The 6333-nt window shown below is 71.7% G+C and carries 4 protein-coding genes; 2 read left to right on the forward strand and 2 right to left on the reverse strand.

Going from position 1 to position 6333, the window contains the following annotated elements:
• A partial coding sequence (locus D7W79_RS46550; RefSeq protein ID WP_208729941.1) for a biotin/lipoyl-containing protein occupies positions 1-684 on the forward strand: 684 nt, incomplete at its 5' end.
• A 13-nt stretch (positions 685-697) separates the two neighbouring features.
• Here the strand turns inward: D7W79_RS46550 and D7W79_RS37070 are convergent.
• Both D7W79_RS37070 and D7W79_RS37075 read right to left on the reverse strand, forming a co-directional pair.
• Positions 698-2395, reverse strand: a complete 1698-nt coding sequence (locus D7W79_RS37070) for a ribonuclease H-like domain-containing protein (protein WP_244222182.1) — start codon at positions 2393-2395, stop codon at positions 698-700.
• Positions 2396-2411: 16 nt separating this feature from the next.
• Positions 2412-4832, reverse strand: a complete 2421-nt coding sequence (locus tag D7W79_RS37075; protein WP_171438465.1) for a DEAD/DEAH box helicase — start codon at positions 4830-4832, stop codon at positions 2412-2414.
• Between the two features lie 186 nt (positions 4833-5018).
• Between D7W79_RS37075 and D7W79_RS37080 the strand changes: the two genes are divergently transcribed.
• The gene (locus D7W79_RS37080) at positions 5019-6266 is read left to right on the forward strand and encodes an ArsB/NhaD family transporter (RefSeq protein ID WP_120529992.1); all 1248 of its coding nucleotides are present in this window, start codon (positions 5019-5021) and stop codon (positions 6264-6266) included.
• The last annotated feature ends 67 nt before the right edge of the window (positions 6267-6333 follow it).

Raw genomic sequence — 6333 nt, forward strand, 5'->3', positions numbered from 1 at the left:
GAGCCTTATCGTCGGCAGCGTCAGATGTGTATAGGAGACAGGCTGGGGGTGCTGGCGGGGATGGTGCGGGTGGACCGGTCGGCGCGAGGGTCGGTGCTGCTCGAACAGGGCGAGTGGGTGGACGTCCCGGCACCGGCCGAGGGGCGAGTGATGTCGGTGGACGTGGGGCTGAGCGAAACGGTCCAGGCCGGGCAGGTGGTGGCGCGGCTGGAGACTGCGACGGGCAGCGCGGAGGTGGTGGCGCCTCTGTCGGCGATGGTGGGCCGGGTGACGGTGACGAAGGGAGCGCGGGTGGCGGCGGGGCAGCCGGTAGCGGCGTTGTTGAATCAGGACGCGCTGCCGTCGCTCCATGTCGTGTTTCCGGGAGAGTACCGGTCGGAGCTGGCCCCGGGGATGACGCTCGAGTACCAGCTGGTGGGGATGCCGGTCCCCTTCGAGGCGGTCATCGAGAAGGTGGAGGGTCCGGAGGCATCGCTCCAGTACGCGCAGGCGCAGCTGCCGGGCAGCGACGCGTTCGGGCACGGCGCGGTGCTGGTCCAGGCGCACGTCCCGTCCCGCAACTATGAACGGGACGGCAAGCAGCGCGTCTACAAGGACGGCATGAAGGGCCGGGCCCGGGTGAAGCTGGGCACGCAGCGGCTGATCGTCGCGTGGTTCCCGAGCCTGCGTGCTGCGCTGCCGTGAGCGTGCCTGACGCTCAGGCGCCCTGACGCGACAGCCGGCGCTCCAGGCGTTCCAACCGGAGCTGGTGGTCGGTGGGCAGCTCCACGGGGGCGGCCAACCTCGCGTGGTACAGGGCCCGGGGCAGGTCCTTGAGGGAGTGCTCGTAGAGCTTCGTCAGCGACAGGTGCAGCACCGCGCCCTGGCCGGGCTTCGCGAACGTGAGCGCCCGCTGCAGGTGCGCCACCGCCGTCTCGCAGTCGCCCGAGCGGCGGCAGAGGCGCGAGGCCAGCACCAGTGCTTCGATTCCCACCGGGCCTCCGCTCTCCGCGGCGGCCTTCGCGAAGGTCAGCGCCCGCTCCGCGTCCCCTGCCCTCTCCGCCACCTGCGCGAAGCCGAGCAGGTCCCTCGGGTCCTGTTGCTCCGTGCCCTCCGACTGGAAGCGGCGCACCAGGTCGCCCAGCAGCGCCGCCAGGAGCAGCAGGTCCTTCTGGTTGTGCTCCAGCACCGGCACCAGCTCCGAGCCGTCCGTGCCCCGCAGGAAGCGGAAGTACAGCTCCGGGATCAGCGAGCCGTCCACGTCCCCCACCCGGTGATGGCCCAGCACCTTCGACTCCAGGTGCACGAGCCGCGCGCCCTCGCCCCGGTGCTTGAACACGCGCCGCGCGCAGTGCAGCAGGTCCAGGTGCGGCAGCTCCTTCGGCACCGGCACCCGGTTGAGCACGAAGCGCGTGCGCAGCAGCGGCCAGTCGAAGCTCTTGCCGTTGTACGTGACGAGGCAGGAGGACGACGCCATGCGCTCGGCCAGCACGCGCAGCATGGGCGCCTCTTCCCCCATGCGCCTGAGGAAGAGCTGCTGCACGCGCAGGGAGCGGTCCTCGAACCAGGCCAGGCCCACCAGGAACGGCACCGTGCCCGTGCCTCCCGCGAGCCCCGTCGTCTCCGTGTCCAGCATCAGCATCCGCGTGAAGTCCACCGACTCCAGCTCCGGATGCAGCGCGAGCCCCGCCACCAGCCGCGCCTCCACGTCGAGCGCCGCCGCCACCGGCGCCGTGCCGTGGCGGTGCTCCGGCGGGTACAGCTGCTCGGCCACGTGCACCGTGCCGTGCGGCGTCGACCGCGCCTCCACCGGCAACGCCCGGGGCTCGGGGACGGGCTCCACCGCCTTCCGAGCGGACGCCGTGCCCTGACGCTCCGCCCAGAACGACAGCATCTGGCGCAGCGCTTCCACCCGGGGATCGGGCGTCCCGTCCACCGTACCCGTCTGCTTCGCCGCGAACCGCCGCCGCGCCTCCTCGCGCAGGTCCACGAGCCCGTCCGCACGGGACCGCGCACCTTCGTCCACGAACTCACGGGCCCGCGTGCCCGCATCCGCGAGCCCGGACTCGCGTGTCCGTGCGAGCCCGTCTTCACGGGCCTGCGCGACTGCATCCGCGAGCCTGGACTCGCGTGCCCGCGCATCCTGCGTGGCCCCTGCTCCGGCCTCCGCGTCGTGTGCGGCCTCACCCTCTCCGTCCATCGACAGGCGCTTGCGCAGCGCCTGCACCAGCACCTCCGCGAGGGTGGTCGTGCCCGCCTCACTCACGGGCGGAACCGGAGGCACCGCCTCAGCCAGCACGCGCGTCTCCACCGCCGGTGTCTCCACGACCGGAGCCACCACGGTGTTCACGGGCGCCCGGGCCTGACTGCCGGGGCCCGCGCTGCTGAGTCGGGACAGCTTGCGCTTCAGGTCCATGCCGCGCCCGTGCTCCTCACTGCACCCCAGCGACGCCGAGCGCCGCCAGCAGGTCCAACGCCAACCGCTTGCGCGGATGTGATCCCGACGGCGCGCTCCCCGGCTGGCCACCCGCCGCCGGCCCGATGCACGCCGGACACCCGTCCTCGCACGGACAGGACTCCAGCAGCTTGCGCCCTCGCAGCAGCAGCTCCTCGCGCTGATCGTACAGCCGCGCCGCCAGCCCCACGCCGCCGGGCACGTTGTCGTAGAGGAACAGCGTCGGATCGAAGCCCACGCCCCCCTCCTTGCGCGGCGGACCGTCCGGCTCGTCCTTGCTGCCCAGCGTCCGGCCCAGGTCGCGCGGGTCGCTCATCAACCCCACGCACGCCACCGTGCGCAGCGCGGAGCCCAGTCCGCGAAGCGCGTCGATGACCGCGGGCCTCGGAGCGTCCATCGCGCGCACCACCGCCTCCGGCACCGTCAGCCATAGCGCCGACGTGTGCATCTGCATCTCCGGCAGCCGCACGTCGCCGTAGCCCACGTTCTCGTGCGTGTGGAACTTGATCTTCTTGTAGCCCACCACCTTCTCGATGACGGACACCTCGCCCAGCCCCGCGTGCAGCGACGGCCCCAGCGGCGCGCCCTGGTCCTCCTGGATGACGCTCACGCGCACGTTCGTCATCGCGTCCGTGAAGTAGTCCGGCGCCACCTTGCGCACGAAGGCCTTGTGGTTCTCCAGGTCCAGCAGCTCCACCTGGTACTGCTCGGAGTCGTGCTGGTAGATGGCCTGCTCGTGCAGCTGGGTGTGCGCGGAGCGGAAGTCCATCTCCGCCAGCGTCTTGTCCGTGCCGCGCTCGATGACCACCACGTTGTCCCAGCCCACGCTGCGCAGCGACACGTGGTGCGCCGGGTACGCGTCCGACGACCAGTGGAACATCCGGCGCCCGCCCTCGGGCGCCTGCGACGGATGCACCACCTGGTGCTGCGTGAGGAAGTCCAGCGCCTCCGTGGTGTTCTCCACCGGCACGTCGCCGAACGCGTCCCCCTCCTCGAAGGGCAGCTCGAACGCCGCGCACTTCAGGTGCTGGACGAGGATCTCCACATTGTCCGGATCAATGCGCGCGTGCTCCACCGGAGCGCCCGTGAGCGCGCGCGGATCCGCCGCGAAGTACTGATCCAACGGCGCGCTGGATGTCACCAGCAGCGCCAGGCTCCCCATGCCCCGTCGGCCCGCGCGGCCGAAGCGCTGCGCCAGCGCCGCCACGGAGCCCGGGTAGCCCGCGCACACGACGGCATCCAGCGACCCGATGTCGATGCCCAGCTCCAGCGCGTTGGTGGCCACCACGCAGCGCACCTCGCCCGCGCGCATCGCGGCCTCCGTCGCGCGCCGGGTGCCCGGCAGGTAGCCGCCGCGGTAGCCCTGGATGAGCGATGGATCCAGCTTCTCCTCCACGAACCGGTCGCGGAGGTACTTGAGCATCACCTCCACGTTGTTGCGCGACTGGCCGAACAGCAGCGTGGACACCCCCGCGCGCACCAGATCCGCGGTGAGCCGCACCGCGCTCTTGAGATAGCTGGCGCGGATGCCCAGCTCCGCGTTCACCACGGGCGGGTTGTAGACCATCACCCGGCGCTCACCGGACGGCGCGCCGCTCTCCGACACGAGCGCCACCTCACGCCCCAGCATCCGCTCCGCGTGCGCCTTCGGGTTGCCGATGGTCGCCGATGCCAGGATGAACGTGGGCGACGCGCCGTGGAACCGCGCCACCCGCTGCAACCGGCGCAGCACGTTCGCCAGGTGCGAACCGAAGACGCCCCGGTACGTGTGCAACTCGTCGATGACGACGTAGCGCAGGTTCGCGAACAGCCGCGCCCAGTTCGCGTGGTGCGGCAGGATGCCCGTGTGCAGCATGTCCGGGTTGGTGAGCACCACGCCCGCGCGCTCCCGGGCTGCCCGGCGTGCATCCCCCGGCGTATCTCCGTCGAAGGTGATGGCGCCGTGGCCCAGGCCCGCCTCGCGCATGAAGGCGCGCAGCGACTCTTCCTGATCGCGCGACAGGGCCTTCGTGGGGAACAGGTAGAGCGCGCGCGCATCCGGCTCGCGCGCGAAGCGATCCAGCAGCGGCAGGTTGTAGCAGAGGCTCTTGCCGGACGCGGTCGGCGTGGCGATGACCAGGCTCTCCCCGTCGCGGGCCCGCTCGAAGGCCTCCGCCTGGTGGGAGAACAGCTGCTCCACGCCCCGGCGCTTGAGCGCGTCCCGGACCTGCGGGGACAGGTCCTCCGGCAGCGGCGCGAACACCCCGGCGCGGGCCGGCGTCACGGCGTCGTGGACGATGTTCGGCCACACCTGCCGGTCCGTCCGCCAACCCTGGAGGACGGCATCCAGCCCGCGAGCCCCGGACCACGGCGTGCGGCGCGGGCCGGAGAAGGCCTCGGTTTCCTTCTCGGGCTTCATAGGGCCGGGCACTGTACAGACGTGTACCCGGAAGGACAACGCGCGTCAGGACCTGTCGCGCCGGTTCCCCAGGGGCCGACCGCCCACGTTCCAGCCGGGCGGTAGCGCGGGCCTTGACTCCCACCTGGACCGACGGCGCCAGAGGCCTCGACGCGCCTCATGGGTGGACCCTAGTGTCCCGCGCCCGTGGCGCTCGCGATCTTCCTCTTCACGTACATCTTCATCGCCGGGGCGAGGTTGCCCTTCGTCAAGCTGGACCGTCCCGGAGGTGCCCTGCTGGGCGCCACGCTGATGGTCGTCGCCGGCGTCGTCACGCCCGCGGAGGTCTTCGGTCACAGCACGGACCGGGGCCAGCAGGCCATCGACATGGACACCATCGTCCTCTTGCTGGGGATGATGCTGCTGGCCGTGTACCTGGCGCAGGCGAACTTCTTCCGCGCCGCCGGGGCCAAGGCCCTCAAGGTCGCGCACACGCCCCGGCTGCTGCTGGTGGCCGTGACGTTCGTGAGCGCGTTCCTGTCCGCGTTCCTCGTCAACGACACCGTGTGCCTGTTCCTCACGCCGCTGGTGCTGGTGGTGGTGGAGGACGCGCGCCTGCCGCCCGTGCCGTACCTGCTGGCGGTGTGCATGGGCAGCAACAGCGGCTCCGTGGCCACCTTCACCGGCAACCCGCAGAACATGTTGATTCAAGGCGCGTCCGGCCTGGGCTACGCGCGGTTCGCCGCGTACATGGCCCTGCCCGCGGTGCTCTCCACCGCCATCGTCGCCGTGGCGCTGCTGTACCTCTTCCGCAAGGAGCTGCCGGCCGCGCGCTTCGACACGCACCCTCCCCCGCTGGAGGTGGACCGCCGGCTGCTCGCGCTGGGGCTGGGAAGCCTGCTGGGCGTGGTGGTGGCGTTCTTCGCCGGACTGCCCATGAGCTGGAGCGCGCTCGCGGGCGGCGTGCTGGTGATGTCGCTGTCCGGCCATGAGTCGCGCGAGGCGCTGGAGCGCGTGGACTGGGTGCTGCTGCTCTTCTTCGCCAGCCTCTTCGTCGTCGTGCACGGGGTGCACAAGGCGGGCTGGGCGGAGGAGATCCGCCAGCTGTTCTCCCCGCTGATGGCCGGGCCGCCGTGGCGCGAGACGCTGGGCTTCGCGGGCCTCACGCTCGTGGCCTCCAACCTCTTCAGCAACGTGCCCTTCGTGATGCTCGCGCGCGCGTGGGTGCCGGCCATGCAGGAGCCGGAGTTGGCGTGGCACGTGCTGGCGCTGGGCTCCACGCTGGCGGGCAACCTCACGCTGGTGGGCAGCGTGGCGAACCTCATCGTCTTCGAGGCCGCGCGCGGCAAGGTCCGGATGGGCTTCATGGACTACCTGCGCGTCGGCGTGCCCGTGACGTTGATCAGCTTCGCCGTGGGGTTGGGCGTGCTCCTGGCCGAGCACGCCCTCTTCTAGACACCGCGCCGCTCAGGCGTCCGGATCCGGCAGCTCGCCCGGGGGCAGCTGGCGCTCGGGCGGCGTG

Source organism: Corallococcus exercitus, assembly GCF_003611585.1.
Classification (GTDB): domain Bacteria; phylum Myxococcota; class Myxococcia; order Myxococcales; family Myxococcaceae; genus Corallococcus; species Corallococcus exercitus.